At 75.2% G+C, this 13,925-nt stretch carries 14 protein-coding genes; 9 read left to right on the top strand and 5 right to left on the bottom strand.

All coding sequences use genetic code 11. The features are described 5' to 3' along the window. Window positions 1-163 precede the first annotated feature (163 nt). The 3 genes from C892_RS0117005 (at window position 164) to C892_RS0116995 (ending at window position 4,565) form a co-directional block, all read left to right on the top strand. Entirely contained in the window at window positions 164-1,504 is a 1,341-nt protein-coding gene (locus C892_RS0117005) for a phenylacetate--CoA ligase family protein (RefSeq protein WP_017558151.1), read from the top strand. A 74-nt stretch (window positions 1,505-1,578) separates the two neighbouring features. Then, the gene (locus C892_RS0117000) at window positions 1,579-2,202 is read left to right on the top strand and encodes a TetR/AcrR family transcriptional regulator (protein WP_017558150.1); all 624 of its coding nucleotides are present in this window, start codon (window positions 1,579-1,581) and stop codon (window positions 2,200-2,202) included. A 110-nt stretch (window positions 2,203-2,312) separates the two neighbouring features. Beyond that, window positions 2,313-4,565 carry a hypothetical protein gene (locus tag C892_RS0116995; RefSeq protein WP_017558149.1) on the top strand — a complete coding sequence of 751 codons (2,253 nt, stop codon included), beginning with the start codon at window positions 2,313-2,315 and terminating at the stop codon, window positions 4,563-4,565. Here C892_RS0116995 and C892_RS0116990 read toward each other — a convergent pair. Further along, window positions 4,531-5,370, bottom strand: coding sequence for a TauD/TfdA dioxygenase family protein (locus C892_RS0116990; protein ID WP_017558148.1), 840 nt, complete (start codon window positions 5,368-5,370; stop codon window positions 4,531-4,533). The two genes, C892_RS0116995 and C892_RS0116990, sit on opposite strands and share 35 nt — an antisense overlap. A 471-nt stretch (window positions 5,371-5,841) precedes the next feature. Between C892_RS0116990 and C892_RS0116985 the strand changes: the two genes are divergently transcribed. Next, complete coding sequence (locus tag C892_RS0116985; RefSeq protein WP_017538802.1) at window positions 5,842-6,204, top strand: STAS domain-containing protein; 363 nt, start codon at window positions 5,842-5,844, stop codon at window positions 6,202-6,204. Window positions 6,205-6,265: 61 nt separating this feature from the next. Here the strand turns inward: C892_RS0116985 and C892_RS0116980 are convergent, their stop codons facing one another. The 4 genes from C892_RS0116980 to C892_RS0116965 all read right to left on the bottom strand — a co-directional run bounded on the left by C892_RS0116980 (window position 6,266) and on the right by C892_RS0116965 (window position 10,095). Continuing rightward, window positions 6,266-6,994: a M50 family metallopeptidase gene (locus C892_RS0116980; RefSeq protein ID WP_017558147.1), complete on the bottom strand. Its 729-nt coding sequence runs from the start codon at window positions 6,992-6,994 to the stop codon at window positions 6,266-6,268. A 172-nt stretch (window positions 6,995-7,166) separates the two neighbouring features. Then, window positions 7,167-8,087 carry a DUF4097 family beta strand repeat-containing protein gene (locus C892_RS0116975; RefSeq protein ID WP_017558146.1) on the bottom strand — a complete coding sequence of 307 codons (921 nt, stop codon included), beginning with the start codon at window positions 8,085-8,087 and terminating at the stop codon, window positions 7,167-7,169. Beyond that, a complete protein-coding gene (locus C892_RS0116970) occupies window positions 8,084-8,761 on the bottom strand; it encodes a response regulator transcription factor (RefSeq protein WP_017538799.1) in 678 nt (225 codons plus the stop codon). Before C892_RS0116970 ends, C892_RS0116975 begins: the two co-directional genes overlap by 4 nt. 2 nt (window positions 8,762-8,763) lie before the next feature. Continuing rightward, entirely contained in the window at window positions 8,764-10,095 is a 1,332-nt protein-coding gene (locus C892_RS0116965) for a sensor histidine kinase (protein ID WP_017538798.1), read from the bottom strand. Window positions 10,096-10,305: 210 nt separating this feature from the next. On the opposite strand from C892_RS0116965, the gene C892_RS0116960 reads away from it, so the two are divergent. From C892_RS0116960 to C892_RS0116940, 5 genes are all read left to right on the top strand, one after another. Then, window positions 10,306-10,713, top strand: coding sequence for a TOBE domain-containing protein (locus C892_RS0116960; protein WP_026124432.1), 408 nt, complete (start codon window positions 10,306-10,308; stop codon window positions 10,711-10,713). After that, window positions 10,706-11,590 carry a molybdate ABC transporter substrate-binding protein gene (modA, locus tag C892_RS0116955; protein ID WP_017558145.1) on the top strand — a complete coding sequence of 295 codons (885 nt, stop codon included), beginning with the start codon at window positions 10,706-10,708 and terminating at the stop codon, window positions 11,588-11,590. Before C892_RS0116960 ends, modA begins: the two co-directional genes overlap by 8 nt. Further along, window positions 11,584-12,393 carry an ABC transporter permease gene (locus C892_RS0116950; protein ID WP_017558144.1) on the top strand — a complete coding sequence of 270 codons (810 nt, stop codon included), beginning with the start codon at window positions 11,584-11,586 and terminating at the stop codon, window positions 12,391-12,393. The genes modA and C892_RS0116950 overlap by 7 nt, the downstream gene beginning before the upstream one ends. Further along, a complete protein-coding gene (locus tag C892_RS0116945) occupies window positions 12,378-13,427 on the top strand; it encodes an ABC transporter ATP-binding protein (protein ID WP_017538794.1) in 1,050 nt (349 codons plus the stop codon). The genes C892_RS0116950 and C892_RS0116945 overlap by 16 nt, the downstream gene beginning before the upstream one ends. Window positions 13,428-13,506: 79 nt before the next feature. Continuing rightward, complete coding sequence (locus tag C892_RS0116940) at window positions 13,507-13,740, top strand: hypothetical protein (RefSeq protein WP_017538793.1); 234 nt, start codon at window positions 13,507-13,509, stop codon at window positions 13,738-13,740. The last annotated feature ends 185 nt before the right edge of the window (window positions 13,741-13,925 follow it).

The raw sequence follows: 13,925 nt of genomic DNA, 5'->3' as shown, positions 1-13,925 counted from the left end.
CGCGTCCTGCTGCGCTTTCCAGCACCGATGTCCGCCGGGCCCCTTGACAGCGCCCCGGCCGGTGGTGCTTGTCTATGCCGTACTTACTAACCGACCGTTCGTTCAGGCCGCAAGGGTCCGTCCCCGCGCCCCGCCGGGGTGCGCCAGCCGAAAGGACGACGCCGTGACCGACCCGTCCCCCCACCCCGCCGGCGGCAGGCGCCTCGGACCCGCCCCCGGCCCCGGGATGCTCGACCCCATGGAGCGCGCCGACCGCGGGATGCTGGAGGAGCACCAGCTCAAGCGGCTGCGCTGGACCCTCGCCCACGCCTACGCCCACCAGCCCTTCTACCGGCGCAAGTGCGAGGCCGCCGGGGTGCACCCGGACGACCTGGACTCACTGTCGGACCTGCGGCGCTTCCCCTTCACCACCAAGCAGGACCTGCGCGACGCCTACCCGTACGGGGCGCTGGCCGTGCCGCACGACCGGGTGCTGCGGCTGCACGCCTCCAGCGGCACCACCGGGCGGGCCACGGTGGCCGGGTACACGCGCGGCGACCTGGACATCTGGTCGGACCTGGTGGCCCGGTGCATCCGCGCCTCCGGCGGGCGGCCCGGGGAGAAGGTGCACGTGGCCTACGGCTACGGGCTGTTCACCGGCGGCCTGGGGGCGCACTACGGGGCCGAGCGGCTCGGGTGCACGGTCATCCCCGTCTCCGGCGGGCAGACGGCGCGGCAGGTGCAGCTCATCGACGACCTGCGGCCCGAGACCATCATGGTCACCCCCTCCTACCTGCTCACCATCGCCGACGCCATGCGCGAGCAGGGCATCGACCCGCGGGCGAGCTCGATGCGCACCGCGATCCTGGGCGCCGAGCCGTGGACCGAGGACATGCGCGCCGAGATCGAGGAGGCCTTCGACCTGCACGCGGTGGACATCTACGGGCTCTCGGAGGTGATGGGGCCCGGGGTGGCCAACGAGTGCGTGGAGTCCAAGGACGGGCCGCACGTGTTCGAGGACCACTTCCTGCCCGAGACCGTCGACCCGGTCGACGGCGCGCCGGTGCCCGACGGCGGCGAGGGGGAGCTGGTGTTCACCTCGCTCACCAAGGAGGCCATGCCGGTGGTGCGCTACCGCACCCGGGACCTGTCCCGGCTGCTGCCGGGGACCGCCCGGCCCGCGTTCCGGCGCATGGAGCGGATCGGCGGGCGCAGCGACGACATGATCGTGCTGCGCGGGGTGAACCTCTTCCCCACCCAGGTCGAGGAGCAGGTGCTGCGCGTCCCGGCACTGTCGCCGCACTTCCAGCTGGTGCTGCGGCGCCCGGGACGGCTGGACGAGATGACGGTGCGGGTGGAGGCGCGGCCGGGCATCGCCGAGCAGGAGCGCGCCCGGGCCGGGGCCGCGCTGGCCGAGGCGGTGCGCGAGCACACCGGGGTGGGCGCCGCGGTCGAGGTGCTCGACCCGGGCTCCCTGGAGCGGTCCACCGGCAAGGTGCGCAGGACGATCGACGAGCGGCCGTGACGTCGGACACCGTTGGCGGCGCGAGCGGCGATGCGCGCACGGGCACGGTCGCGGCCGGGGTAGATTCACCCTCTGTGTCCCGCTCCACTCCCCCCGGCCCCGCCACCCCCGCGCGCCGCCGCGCCGGACGTCCCGGCCACGACGCCGACTCGGTCCTGCGGACGGCGGTGCGGGTGTTCAACGAGCGCGGGTACGACGGCACCAGCATGGAGGACCTGGCCCGCGCGCTGGGCGTGACCAAGTCCGCCATCTACCACCACGTCTCCGGCAAGTCCGAGCTGCTGCGCCAGTCGCTGGACCGCGCGCTGGACGCCCTGTTCGCCGTCACCCGCGAACCGGAGGCCCGGCGCGGGCCGGCCCTGGGCCGCCTGGAGCACGTGCTGCGCGGCAGCGTGCTGGCGCTCGCCGAGGAGCTGCCGCACGTGACGCTGCTGCTGCGGGTGCGGGGCAACACCCCGGTGGAGCGGCGGGCGCTGGAGCGGCGCCGCGAGTTCGACCGGTTCGTCGCCGACCTGGTGCGCGAGGGGATGGCCGAGGGCTCGATCCGCCCGGACGTCGACCCCGACGTGGCGGGGCGGCTGCTCTTCGGCATGGTGAACTCCCTGGTGGAGTGGTACCGCCCCGGCGGCGGCCTGGACCCCGAGGCCCTGGCGGCGCAGGTGGCGGCGGTCGCCTTCGAAGGCCTGCGCAAGGAGTGAGGGGCTCCCGTCCCGCCTCCTCCGTCCACAGGGTGCGTGGCACACCCGGATAGGGCGTGCCCGGACCGCTACGGTGTGCAGCAGAACGCCCCCGGAGCGAGGAGGATGCCGTGTCGGCTCCGGCCGCCGCCCTGGCCGCCGCACTCGCCGTGGCCGCCACCGTCCTCGCCGCCGTTCCGGGCGCTCCGGCGCGGGCCGCGCCCGCCGCGCAGGAGCCCCCCTCGGGCGGCCCGGCCGTGGTCGTCGGGATCCCGGGCCTCATGTGGGAGGAGGTCGACCGGGACACCATGCCCGAGCTGTGGTCGCTGGCCGGCCGCAGCGCGATCGGGGACATGTCGATCCGCACCGCCACCTCCCGCACCTGCCCCGTCGACGGGTGGCTCACCGTCTCGGCCGGGCAGCGCGCGTTCAGCGAGCGCCAGCGGCACTCCATCTGCGAGCTCCCGGTGCCCCCCGAGCGCGACGGCGAGGGCGCGGTCGTCAAGGACTACGACGACCACGTGGCGGTCAACGCCGCATCGCCCTACACCGCCCGCGTCGGCCTGCTCGGGAGCACCGTGCACGAGGCCGGGGGCAGCACCCTGGCGGTCGGCCCCGGCGCCGCCCTGGCCGCCGCCGACCAGGACGGGCGCGTCGACCGCTACCTGGCCAACCCCGCCGCCCTCACCGAGTCGCAGATGGCCGAGGCCCGGCTGACCGTGGTCGACCTGGACGGCCTCTCCGACCTGTACCTCGACCCGCCGGTGGACCCCGAGGCCTCCCCCTCCGGCCCCGCGGCCTCCCCGGAGGGGGAGGCCGAGCCCGAGCCCGACCCGGTGCAGCACGAGGACCGGCTGGAGGCGCTCTCGGCCATCGACGACCGGCTCGCCGAGGTCGTGGACGCCCTCCCCGAGGACGCGACGCTGATGGTGGCCGGGGTGTCGGTGGAGGCCGGGCCGTCCAACCTCAACGCGGCGCTGCTGCACGGCCCCGGCCCCGTCACCGGCGACGGGTACGGCGGGGGCTACCTGACCTCCGAGTCCACCCGGCGCGACGGCCTGGTCACCCTCACCGACGCCAGCCCCACCGTCCTGCGCTCGATGGGGCTCACCCCGCCGCCCGCCATGGTCGGGCGGACCTGGGCCTCCGTCGAGCGCCCCGGCGAGCTGGAGGCCGCCGTGGACGAGCTCGCCGAGTTCAACACCGCGGCCAACGTGGTGGGGTCGCTGATGGCCGGGTTCTTCAGCCTGCTGGTCGCCCTACAGCTGCTCATCTACGCCGCGGCCGCCTACGCGGTGCACCGCTACGGCGAGCGCGACCGGGACAAGCGCGCGACCGTGCTGGCGGCGACCCGGGCGGTGGCGCTGGGCGGGGCGGCGGTCCCGGTCGCCAGCTACCTGGCCAACCTGGTGCCCTGGTGGTCCTTTCCCGCCCCGGAGGCGGCGCTGCCGCTGTGCGTGCTGCTGTTCGCGGCGCTCATCGTCACCGCGGCGCTGGCCGGCCCCTGGCGCCGGGACATCCTGGGGCCGATGACGGTGGTCGCCGGGATCACCACCGCGGTGCTGTTCACCGACATGTGCACCGGCGCGACCCTGCAGATGAACTCGCCCATGGGGTACACGCCCATCGTGGCCGGGCGCTTCTACGGCCTCGGCAACATCGCCTTCGCGACCTTCGCCACCGGCATGCTGATGACGGTCGCGGGACTCGCCCACTACCTGATCGCGGCCGGGCACCGCCGGGCGGCGGTGGCCGTCGCCCTGGCCATCGGGGGCGCGACCGCGCTGGTGGTCGGCTGGCCGGGGCTGGGCACCGACTTCGGCGGGCTGTTCGCCCTGGTGCCGGGGCTGGCGGTGACGGTCCTGATGATCGCCGGGCGCACGGTGACGATCACCCGGATGGTGCTGGTCTGCGCGGCCGGAGCCGCCGTGCTGGCGGCGATCGCCTACTGGGACTACCTGCGCCCGCCCTCGCAGCGCAGCCACTTCGGGCTGTTCGCCTCCCAGGTGCTGGAGGGCGGCGCGTGGCCGGTGGTGGCCCGCAAGCTGACCGCGATGCTGGGCACCCTGGGCAACTGGCAGCTGACGCTGCTGGCCGGCTGTGCGCTGCTCTTCCTGTTCGCGGTGCTCAACAAGCCGACCGACTGGCGGATGGGGGTGCTGCAGCGGGCCTACGAGCGCGCGCCCACGCTGCGCGCCGGACTGACCGGGTCACTGGTGACGGCGCTGGTGGGCTTCGCCGCCAACGACTCGGGGATCGCCATCCCGGCGCTGGCGCTGACGGTGGCGGTGCCGCTGACGCTGTCGGCGGCCACCTGGGTGCTGCGGTGCGACGGGCCGGGCGCGCGGCTCAGTCCTCGAAGCCCTTCGGGAAGTCCACCGTGACCCGGTGCATCTCGCGCCGCTCGGTGTAGTCGGGCACCGCGTAGTGCTGCACCGCACGGTTGTCCCAGAAGGCGATGGTGCCCACCTCCCAGTGCAGCCGGACCTGGTACTCGGGGCGGCGGATCCGGTCGCACAGCATCGGCAGGAGCGCCTCGTTCTCCCACTCGTCCAGGCCGGTGATCCGGGTGACCGAGCTGCGGTGCACGTACAGCAGCCGGCGGCCGGTCTCGGGGTGCACGCGCACCACGGGGTGCTCCCGCGGCGGGAAGCGGCGCTGCAGGTCGGCGAGGTCGAGCGGGTGGCCCTTGGACACGGCCTTGCGGACGCCCGGGGTGATGTCGTGCACGGCGGTCAGGGAGTCGGCGAGCGTGCGGACCTGGGGCGAGAGGCCGTCGTAGGCGGCGCAGGCGCTGGCCCACAGGGTGTCGCCGCCGACCTCGGGCAGCACGACGGCGCGCAGGATCGATGCGTGCGGCGGGTTCGGCATGAAGGTGTTGTCGGCGTGCCAGCTGTCGCCGCCCTCGCCCTTGGGACTGGTCTGGTTCAGCACGTGCATCGCGTCGGCGACCGGGTCGCCGGAGGGCTCCGCGGCCTTCATCGGCGGCGTGTTGCGCTCGCCGAACCGGAGCGCGAAGCGGACGTGCTGCTCGTCGGTGATGTCCTGGCCTCGGAAGAAGAGCACTCCGTGGTCGAGCAGGCCGCGGTGGACGGTGCCGACCTCTTCGCCGGACAGGTCCTGGCTCAGGTCCAGGCCGGTGACGTAGGCGCCGACGCGCGCGGTCGCCTTGGTGAACTCGATGGCCATGCCGGGACGCCTCCCCATGAAGCAAGCAGTTGCTTGGTGTGGTGAGGCTAACACCGCACCCCGTTCATGAGCACGCTCGCGCTTCACTCATGTCACGAATAGGCCACAGCCGTGTGGTATCGTCCGGGGCGGAGGCTTGTTCTAAGCTCCTTAGCATCCAGCGGGCGTGTGAGAGTTCCAGCCCACGGGTCGCCCCGCAGGCCGCCGCGTCCGGCCCGGCCACCCGCAACCCGGCCGCCCGCCCCGGAGTCGAGCGATCGCCGACGACGAAGACCACGCAGATGCCGGTCCCGCCAGGGGCCCGGCATGAGGGGTAGAGCCATCACGATGAGTCAGCAGTCCCGCCGCGACCATGCGCCCGCTCACGCGCGAGCACACGCGTTCGGCGCCCGCCCGGAGCAGGGCGCCCCGCGGACCGCTGCCCGGGCCGGGGGCGCCGAGGGCGCCCGACCCGGAACTCCCGGAGCCGCCATGCCCGCCCTGACGATCACCAGCCACGCCCACGACGAGGGCCTGGTCCTCACCTTCGAGGGCGAGGTCGACCTGGCCACCGAGCGGCGGTTCCACACCGCCGCGCGCGAGGCCGTCGAGTCCATGCCGCACGGACGGGTGGTGCTCGACTTCTCCCGCCTCGACTTCATCGACTCCAGCGGGCTGCGCGTGCTCATCCAGGCCCACAAGCTGGCCAAGGAGCACTACGCGGCGGTGATGGTCGCCGCGCCGAACGAGCGCGTCGCCCAGATCCTGCGGGTCACCGCGATCGACACCCGGGTGCCGGTCATGCCCGACGTCGCCGCGGCGCTGGCCGCCCCGCTCAACGCGCCCAGCCCCTGAGTCCGCCGGCCGGTGTGCCCGGTGTGGCCGGTTCCGGCCACACCGGCCCCGGCCCCGTCCCTCACGCCGCGTGGCCCGCAGAGGTCCACAGCAGCCACACGCCCAGCGCCAGGACACAGAGGTTGACCGCGCCGAACACCACGACCCACGCGGTTCCGGGCATCCCGGTGAGCCGGTGCAGCTGGTCGGCGTCGGAGTGCGGGGAGGGCTGGCGCCGCCGCTGGGACTGCAGCTCCAGCACCGGCCGCACCCCGGCGACCAGCATGAACCAGGTGAAGAAGTAGGCGAAGCCGGCCTGCACCTCGGCGGGGGTAAACCAGGAGACGCCGAACACCAGGGCGCCCGTCCCCACCACCGACACCACGCCGTACAGGTTGCGGATCATCACCAGCAGGGCCGCCAGCACCAGCACCGAGAGCCACAGCAGCGCGGTGATGCGGTTGCCCAGCAGGAACACCACCCCGATCAGGCCGACCAGCGACGGGGTGACGTAGCCGGCGAACACGGTGAGGACCATCCCGATCCCCTCCGGCCGGCCCCGGGAGACGGTGACCCCCGAGGTGTCCGAGTGCAGCCGGATCCCGGTGAGCCGGCGCCCGCTGAGCAGCGCCACCAGCGCGTGCCCGCCCTCGTGGGCGATGGTCACCGCGTTGCGCGCCAGTCGCCAGGGCCCTGAGGTGGACACCAGCGCCAGTGCGACCACCCCGGTGGCGACGACGAGCCACCACGGCGGCGCCGTCTGGGTCGAGAAGACCTCGGACACGACATCCTCGAAGGAGGTTCCCTCCATGGCGCGCTTTCCCGTCCTCGCTCGGTGGTGGTCGGCGGCCGGTCGTCCCCGGCCGTCCGCACGGGGCGTGGGCCCCGCACCTGAAGGGGAGGGTAGGCCATCGGCCGCACCGCGGAAGCCGCGGCGGCGCTGATCGCGGGGCCGGGGCGGCCCCGCCCGGCGCCGACGGGCCTCAGTCGTCGGAGCGGACCTCGACCGCGCCGCTGGTGGAAGAGGCCCGGATGCTGCTGTCCGAGCCGCCGTCGTCCTCGACCCCGACGTCGACGGCGCCACTGGTGGACTCGGCCTGCACGTCGTAGGCGCCGTCAGGGACCGTCAGCTCGACCTCCCCGGAGGTGGTCTCGGCGCGCAGCGAGTCGAAGCGCTCGCGCGTGAGGACCTCGACCATGCCGGAGGTGCTCTCCAGCTCCGCCGCGGAGAACGCGCCCTCGACCTCGATCACGCCCGAGGTGCTCTCGGCGGACAGCCGGTCGACGTCCAGGCCCTCCATCTCCATCTCGCCGGAGACCGAGCGGGCCTCCACCGACCCGTCCGCCCCGTCCACCTCGATCATCCCGGAGACCGTCTCCAGGACCGCGCCGCCGCCCAGGTCCTCGACCTCGATCGGGCCGGACACCGACTCGGCCCGCACCGCGCCGTCGACGCCGACCACCTCGACCTCGCCGGAGGCGGTGCGCACCTCGACCTCGGTGCCCAGGGGGACCGTCACCTCGTAGTCGACCGCGCACACCGACATCAGTGCGGCCCGGCACCCGGCCTCGGCGCGGACCACCCCGCCCCGCTCGTCCAGGCTCTCCTCCGGCTCGAACAGCAGGGACCGCCGCAGCTCGGTGCGGACCTCCACCGCCCCGGTCTCCGCCCCGGTGACCGTCACCCCGCCCGGCGTCCGGTTCTCGACCACCACCCGCTCGGCGCCCTCGAAGCTCTGGGGGGCGCGCTCCTCGCTGCCGACCGGGACCGCGCCCAGCGCCACCGCCGCGCCGAAGAGCACGGCGGCGACCGCCGCCACGATCCCCAGCCACATCCAGCGGAACCTCCGCTGCCGCGGGACCTTGCTCGACGAGGCGTAGAGGCCCCGCGCATTGAACGTCATGGCTTCCTCCCTTCGGGGGCCGCGGCCTCCACGCCGCGGAGGTACTCCAGTACGGCGCGCACGCGCCGGTGGTCGTGGTCGTCCTGGCCCAGGTCGAGCTTGGTGAAGATGGAGCGGATGTGCTTCTCCACCGCCCGCTCGGTGATCACCAGGCGCTCGGCGATGCCGGCGTTGTTCAGCCCTTCGGCCATCGCCGCCAGCACCTCCCCCTCGCGCGGGCTGAGCCGCTCCAGGGAGCTGTCGGCGCGCCGGCTGAGCAGCTGGGAGACGACCTCGGGGTCGATGGCCGCACCGCCGCCGGCGACCCGCCGCAGCGCCTCCATGAACTCGTCGATGTCGGCGACCCGGTCCTTGAGCAGGTACCCCACCTTCGACGCGCCGCCGCCGAGGAGCTCTCCGGCGTAGCGGCTCACCACGTGCTGGGAGAGCAGCAGCACCGCCACCCCCGGGTGCTCGCTGCGGATGCGGATGGCCGCGTCCATGCCCTCCTCGGAGTAGCCGGGGGGCATGCGGATGTCGACCAGGCACAGGTCGGCCTCCGGGTGGGCGGCGACGGCCCGCATCAGCGCCTCGGCGTCGCCCGCCTGGGCGAGCACCTCCACCCCCTCGTCCTCCAGGAGCCGGGCCATGCCGCTGCGCAGCAGCACCGAGTCCTCGGCGATGATCACCCGCATCGCTATGCCTCCCATGGGATCTCCGCGGTCAGGACGGTCCCTCCGCCCTCGGGGCCGGCGATGTGCAGGCGCCCGTCCACGGCGTCCACCCGGTCCCACAGTCCGTACAGCCCGGTGCCGCCCTCGGGGTCGGCGCCTCCGACCCCGTCGTCGCCCACGCTGATCCGCAGCAGGTCGCCGCCGCGGCCGGGGACCCGGCGGACGGTGATCCGCGCCGCGGTGGCGCGGGCGTGCTTGGCGACGTTGGTGAGCGCCTCGCTGGCGACGTAGTAGGCCACGCCCTCGGCGCGCGGCGACGGGCGCCCGTCCAGGTCCACGTCGACCTTGACCGGCACCGGCGCGCGCCCGGCGGCCACCGGCAGGGCCGCCTCCAGCCCGTGGTCGGTGAGCACCCGGGGGTGCAGGCCGCGGGCGACCTCCCGCAGCTCCTCCATGACCTCCTTCGCCTCGGCCTGCGCCTCCTCCAGCAGCCCGCGGGCGCCCTCGGGGTCGCGGTCGAAGCGGGAACGGGCCCGGCTGAGGGTGAGGGTGACCGCGAGCAGCCGCTGCTGGGCGCCGTCGTGCAGGTCGCGCTCGATCCGGCGGCGCTCGGCCTCGGCCGCGTCCACCATCCGGGACCTGCTGTCCTGGACGTGCATGAGGCGGCGGCGCACCCGCACCTCGGGGGCGTCGAAGAGCATCGTGCGGGCGACCGCGTACTCCAGGCGCACCGCGAACGGCGCCAGCCACAGGGCCAGCGGCACGCCGAGCGCGGCGATGGCGAGGTTGACCGACAGCTCGCCCAGGTAGGCCTGGCCGCCGAGGGCGACGAAGCCGGCCACGATGAGGGCGGCCGCGGCGCCGCCGATGCCGAAGGCCACCAGGGCCAGCACCAGGCCGCCGGCCAGCAGCCCCTGGAGGCCGGCGACCGTGCAGTAGAGCAGGTTGCCCCAGGCCTCGGCGCCGAACAGGTGGTTCAGCACGCGGCCGGGGCGGGAGGAGGGGACGTCGGGGTCGGGCGGGCGGGTCTCGACGACCCCGAAGGCGTCGCCGAGCCAGCGCCGCTGCAGGGCGCAGCACAGGCGGGCGGTCAGCATGCCCAGCACGGCCAGCCCGGCGACCAGGCCGGCCTGGCGGGCGACGTCCATCGGCCCCTGGGCGCCGTAGGGGGTGCCGGCGAGGAAGTAGTAGGTCTCGAACGACACGGCGGTCGCGGCGACCAGCAGGAGCGCGCCGGGGACCAGGTACAGCACCGACAGCACCAGCGAGGTGAGCAGGTGCAGCAGGGCGAGGAGCCGCTCGGCCCATCCCGGCCGAAGGGCGCGTGCGGCCGCGGCCGCATCTCCGCTCGCCATCGCTCCCGGCCTCCCGCCGTCGTATCCGCCCCTCACCATGGAACCTATGGTCGCGCGGCCGGGGTGCGCCATGGCGCTGCCACGTGGAGAGGGGTAGTGGCAGCACGCCCCGAGGTTCAGAGGATCCTCCGAACCGCCCGGCCCACCCCCTCGCATCTGCTGGATGAATCCCCCTTTCTCATCGCAGATGCGAGCTGTAGTGTGCCGGACATGCCGACGTTCCGGATCAGCGAGGTCGCCGAGCTCGCCGGGGTCAGCCCGGACACCGTCCGCCGCTGGGTCGACTCGGGGCGGCTGCCCGCCGAGCGCGACGCCGCCGGCCGCCGCCTGGTCGACGGCGCCGCGCTGGCCGCCTTCCTCCGCTCCCCCGACGCCGACCCCGGCCTGGGCCGCTCCTCGGCCCGCAACCGGCTGCGCGGGCTGGTGACCGGCGTGCGGCGCGGGGACGTGATGGCGCAGGTGGAGATCCAGGCGGGGCCGCACCGGCTGGTGTCGCTGATGAGCCGGGAGGCCGCCGACGAGCTGGGCCTGGAGCCCGGGGCGGTGGCCACCGCGGTGGTGAAGTCGACCAACGTGATCGTGGAGAGCGGGGCCGACCGGGGAGCGCGCCATGACTGAGCCGGCCGTTCGCCGGCGGGGGCGGCGCGCGGCCGCGGCGGCCGGGGCCCTGCTACTGGCCGCCGCGGGGTGCGCGGGCGGCGCCTCGGGCGGGGACCGGCTGACCGTGTTCGCCGCGGCCTCGCTGACCGAGGTCTTCACCGGGCTGGGCGAGGAGTTCGAGGCCGAGACGGGCGTGCCGGTCGACTTCTCCTTCGCCGGCAGCTCCGACCTGGCCCTGCAGATCGCCGACGGCGCGCCCGCGGACGTGTTCGCCTCGGCCGACACCCGAACGATGGACGACGTCGCCGACGCGGGGGCGGCCCGGGGCCAGGCGCGGGTGTTCGCCCGCAACGAGCTGCGGATCGCGGTCCCCCCGGGCAACCCGGCCGGGATCACCGGCCTGGAGGACCTGTCCGGCCCGAACGTCCGGGTCGCCCTGTGCGCCCCGGAGGTCCCGTGCGGCGCGGCCGCCCGGGACCTGCTGGACGCTCACGGGGTGCGGGTGGCGGGTGCGTCCGAGGAGGAGGACGTCAAGGCGGCCCTGACCCGGGCCCGCCTCGGCGAGGCGGACGCGGCGCTGGTCTATGCGACCGACGTGCGGTCGGCCGGGGGCGACGTCGAGGGCATCGACGTCGACGGCGCCGAGGAGGCCGCCAACGACTACCCGATCACGGTCGTGAAGGGGGCCCAGGCCCCCGAGGCGGCGCAGGAGTGGGTCGACCTGGTCCTGTCCGACCAGGGGCGGCGGGCGCTGGCCGACGCCGGCTTCAGCCCGGGAGGCGGGGCGGGCGGCCGACCCCGCGTTGATCTCGGGGAAGTCGGCCTTGAGAGCGCCCTTTCAAGGCCGACTTCCCCGAGATCAACGCGGGGTGCCGGGGCGGAGCGGGCGTGCTGAGCGGCGGGAGGAAGGCCCGGCCCCCGCGCGGGCGGATTCCCTGGCTCCTGGTGGTCCCCGCGCTGCTCGGGCTCGGGTTCCTCGTCCTGCCCTTCGCCGGGCTGCTCATCGGCGCGCCCTGGGGCGACCTCGTCCCCCTCGCCGCCTCACCCGGGGTACGGGGCGCCCTGTGGCTGTCGCTGTCCACCGCCACCGCCGCCACGGCCGTTTCCCTCCTGCTCGGGGTTCCGCTGGCGTGGCTGCTGGCCCGCACCGAGTTCCCCGGGCGCCGGGCCGTGCGCGCCCTGGTCGCCGTCCCCCTCGTGATCCCCCCGGTGGTCGGCGGCGTCGCGCTGCTACTGGTGCTGGGCCGCAACGGGCTCCTCGGACGGCACCTGTACGAATGGTCCGGCCTCTCGCTGCCCTTCACCCCCGCCGCGGTGGTCGTCGCCCAGGTGTTCGTGGCCATGCCGTTCCTGGTGATCAGCGTGGAGGGCGCGCTGCGCGGGGCCGACCGCCGCTACGAGGAGGCCGCCGCCACGCTGGGCGCCACCCGCTGGACCGCGTTCCGCCGCATCACCCTGCCCATGGCCGCCCCGGGGGTGCTGGCCGGCGCGGTGCTGGCCTGGGCCCGGGCGCTCGGCGAGTTCGGCGCCACGATCACCTTCGCCGGGAACCTGCCCGGCCGCACGCAGACCATGCCGCTCGCCGTCTACCTGGCGATGCAGCAGAGCCCGGAGGCCGCCGTGGTGCTCAGCCTGATCCTGCTCCTGGTCTCGGTCGCCGTGCTGGCGGCCCTGCGCGACCGGTGGACGACGGCGTGAGCGCGCTGCAGGCCCGGATGCGGGCGCAGCGGGGCGGCTTCCTGCTGGACGCCTCCATCACCGCCGACCGCGGCGAGGTGGTGGCGCTGCTGGGGCCGAACGGGGCGGGCAAGTCGACGGCCCTGCGCGCCCTGGCCGGGCTCCAGCCCCTGGCCGGCGGCTCGGTGGTGCTGGAGGGGCGCGACATCACCGCGCTGCCGCCCGAGCGGCGCCCCATCGGGGTGGTGTTCCAGGACTACCTGCTCTTCCGCCACATGTCCGCGCTGGACAACGTGGCCTTCGGCCCGCGCTGCCGGGGCGAGTCCAAGGCCGCCGCGCGCGCCCGCGCCGCCGGGCTGCTGGAGGAGATGGGACTCGCCGACCGCGCCCGGTCCCGGCCGGGGGCGCTCTCCGGCGGCCAGGCCCAGCGCGTGGCGCTGGCCCGGGCGCTGGCGGCGGGACCGCGCCTGCTGCTGCTCGACGAGCCGCTGTCGGCCCTGGACGCCCACACCCGCGAGGAGGTCCGCGCCGGCCTGCGGGCCCGCCTGCACGCCTTCGACGGCGCCACCGTGCTGGTCACCCACGATCCGCTGGAGGCGATGGTGCTCGCCGACCGCATCACCGTGCTGGAGGAGGGCGCGGTGGTGCAGGACGGCCCTCCGGCGGAGGTCGCCCTGCGCCCGCGCACCGAGTACGTGGCCCGCCTGGTCGGGCTCAACCTGTACCGGGGGCACCAGGAGGGGACGACGGTGCAGGTACCGGGCGGTGCCCGGATCGAGGCGCCGTCCCCGGGCGCGGGCCCGGTCTTCGCGGCCTTCCCCCCGCGCGCGGTCGCCCTGTACCCCGACCCGCCGTCGGGCACCCCGCGCAATGTGTGGCCTCTGGAGGTGACGGGGGTCGAGCGCTTCGGCGACCAGGTGCGGGTCCGGCTGGGCGGCGCCCTGGAGGTGGGCGCCGACGTCACCCCGGCGGCGCTGGCCGAGCTGGACCTGGCGCCGGGCGCCCGGGTGTGGGCGTCGGTCAAGGCGGCCGAAGTGCACTGCTACCCGGCCTGACGTGCTGGTGATCGGCGCTCGACCCGCCTAGGCTGGTCACCGTCAGTCACGGATTGATCACGCAAAGGAAGGCTCGATCATGTCACTCACGCGCACGCTCGCCGCGGCCGCCGTCACCGCCGCCGCCGGAGCCGCCATCGCCGCCTCGGCCGGGCCCGCCTCGGCCGCAGGCAGCGGCGACGGCTACGACGGATACGACGGCTACCGCGTCGGCGCCGCGGAGACGCTGCTCATGGGGCACGGCTACGACGGGTACGACGGGTACGACGACGGCGGCATGGGCGGCGGCGGGTACGACGGGTACGGCTACTAAGGATGCCGCCGGGCGCGCCGGCGACGACCGAGGCGCCCTCCCGAGTGCCTGAACGGCGTGTCGGCCTCCCGGACCCGGTTCACCGCCGGCCCCGGGAGGCCCCGGCCCCGCCCCCTGGCGTTCACCGCCGTCCGACGTAGGCTCGTTCCCAGAGACGGCGGCCACGACGCCCGAAGGAGCGATGA

The sequence above is a fragment of the Nocardiopsis baichengensis YIM 90130 genome (assembly GCF_000341205.1).
GTDB classification, from domain to species: domain Bacteria; phylum Actinomycetota; class Actinomycetes; order Streptosporangiales; family Streptosporangiaceae; genus Nocardiopsis_A; species Nocardiopsis_A halophila.
This window is presented reverse-complemented; position numbering and strand designations above follow the sequence as displayed.